Genomic DNA, 1,738 nt, shown 5'->3' with positions numbered 1-1,738 from the left:
CCGACGCCGAGCGCGCGGCCGTCCACCGCGTCATGCGCGAACGCCGCGACATCCGCAACGGCTTCCGCTCCGACCCCGTCCCGCACGAGGTGCTGCTGCGCGTCCTGGAGGCCGCCCACACCGCCCCCAGCGTCGGCCACTCCCAGCCGTGGGACTTCGTCGTCATCCGCTCCGAGGAGACCCGCCACCGGATGCACGAGCTGGCCCGCCGCCAGCGCGAGGCGTACGCGAAGAGCCTGCCCAAGGGCCGCGCGAAGCAGTTCAAGGAGCTGAAGGTCGAGGCCATCCGGGACACCCCGGTGAACATCGTCGTCACCGCCGACCCCACCCGCGGCGGCCGGCACACCCTCGGCCGGCACACCCAGCCGCAGATGGCCCCGTACTCCTCCGCGCTCGCCGTCGAGAACCTCTGGCTCGCCGCCCGCGCCGAGGGCCTCGGCGTCGGCTGGGTCAGCTTCTTCGACGAGCGCGAACTCGTCCGCGAGCTGGACCTGCCGGAGCACCTGGACGTCGTGGCGTACCTCTGCGTCGGCTACGTCGACGAGTTCCCCGACGAGCCGGAGCTGGTGCAGGCCGGCTGGTCCAAGCGCCGCCCGCTGTCCTGGGTCGTCCACGAGGAGAGCTACGGCCGCCGCGCGCTGCCCGGCGAGGACCCGCACGACCTGCTCGCCGAGACCCTGGAGGGCATCCGCCCGCTGGACGCGAAGGCGCTCGGCGAGGCGTGGGAGCGGCAGAAGCGGATGACGAAGCCGGCCGGTTCGCTCGGCATGCTGGAGATCATCTCGGCGCAGCTCTGCGGCCTGTCCAGGAAGTGCCCGCCGCCGGTGCCGGAGCCCGCGGCCGTCGCGGTCTTCGCCGGCGACCACGGGGTACACGCGCAGGGCGTCACGCCCTGGCCGCAGGAGGTCACCGGCCAGATGGTCGCCAACTTCCTCGGCGGCGGCGCCGTCTGCAACGCCTTCGCCGCCCAGGTCGGCGCCGAGGTCTGCGTCGTGGACGCCGGGGTGGCCGCGGAACTGCCCGCCACCGCCGGCCTCGTGCCGCGGAAGGTGCGCAAGGGCACCGCGGACATGACCGCGGGCCCCGCGATGACCCGCGAGGAGGCGCTGCGGGCCGTCGAGGTCGGCATCGAGACCGCCCGGGACCTCGTCGCGGCCGGCAACAAGGCGCTGCTGACCGGCGAGATGGGCATCGCGAACACCACCGCGTCCGCCGCGCTCGTCGCCGTCTTCACCGACACCGAGGCCGCCGAGGTCACCGGCCGCGGCACCGGCGTCGACGACGAGACGTACGCCCGCAAGGTCGAGGCCGTCCGCCGCGCCATCGAGGTCAACCGCCCCGACCCGTCCGACCCCATCGGCGTGCTGGCCGCGGTCGGCGGCCTGGAGCACGCCGCGCTCGTCGGCTACATCCTCGCCGGCTCCTCGCTGCGCACGCCCGTCGTCCTGGACGGCGTGAGCGCGGGCGCGGCGGCGCTGGTCGCCCGCGCGGTGGCGCCGGAGGCGCTGGCGGCGTGCATCGCGGGCCACCGCAGCCCGGAGCCCGGGCACACGGCGGCGCTGACGAAGCTGGGGCTGCGCCCGCTGATCGACCTGGACCTGCGCCTCGGTGAGGGCACCGGCGCGCTGCTGGCGCTGCCGCTGGTGCAGAGCGCGGCGCGGGCGATGCACGAGGTGGCGACGTTCGACGCGGCGGGCGTGACGGAGAAGGGCTGAGCGGGGCGTTGGCCGCGGCGCGG

General features: G+C 75.5%; 1 protein-coding gene. It reads left to right on the top strand.

Annotation, left to right across the window (positions count from 1 at the left end; all coding sequences use genetic code 11):
* A partial coding sequence (cobT, locus tag H5J30_RS31325) for a nicotinate-nucleotide--dimethylbenzimidazole phosphoribosyltransferase (RefSeq protein ID WP_181790925.1) occupies positions 1-1,715 on the top strand: 1,715 nt, incomplete at its 5' end.
* Between the last annotated feature and the right edge of the window lie 23 nt (positions 1,716-1,738).

Origin of the sequence: Streptomyces phytophilus (assembly GCF_013870535.1) — a bacterium.
Taxonomy (GTDB): domain Bacteria; phylum Actinomycetota; class Actinomycetes; order Streptomycetales; family Streptomycetaceae; genus Streptomyces; species Streptomyces phytophilus.
This window is presented reverse-complemented; position numbering and strand designations above follow the sequence as displayed.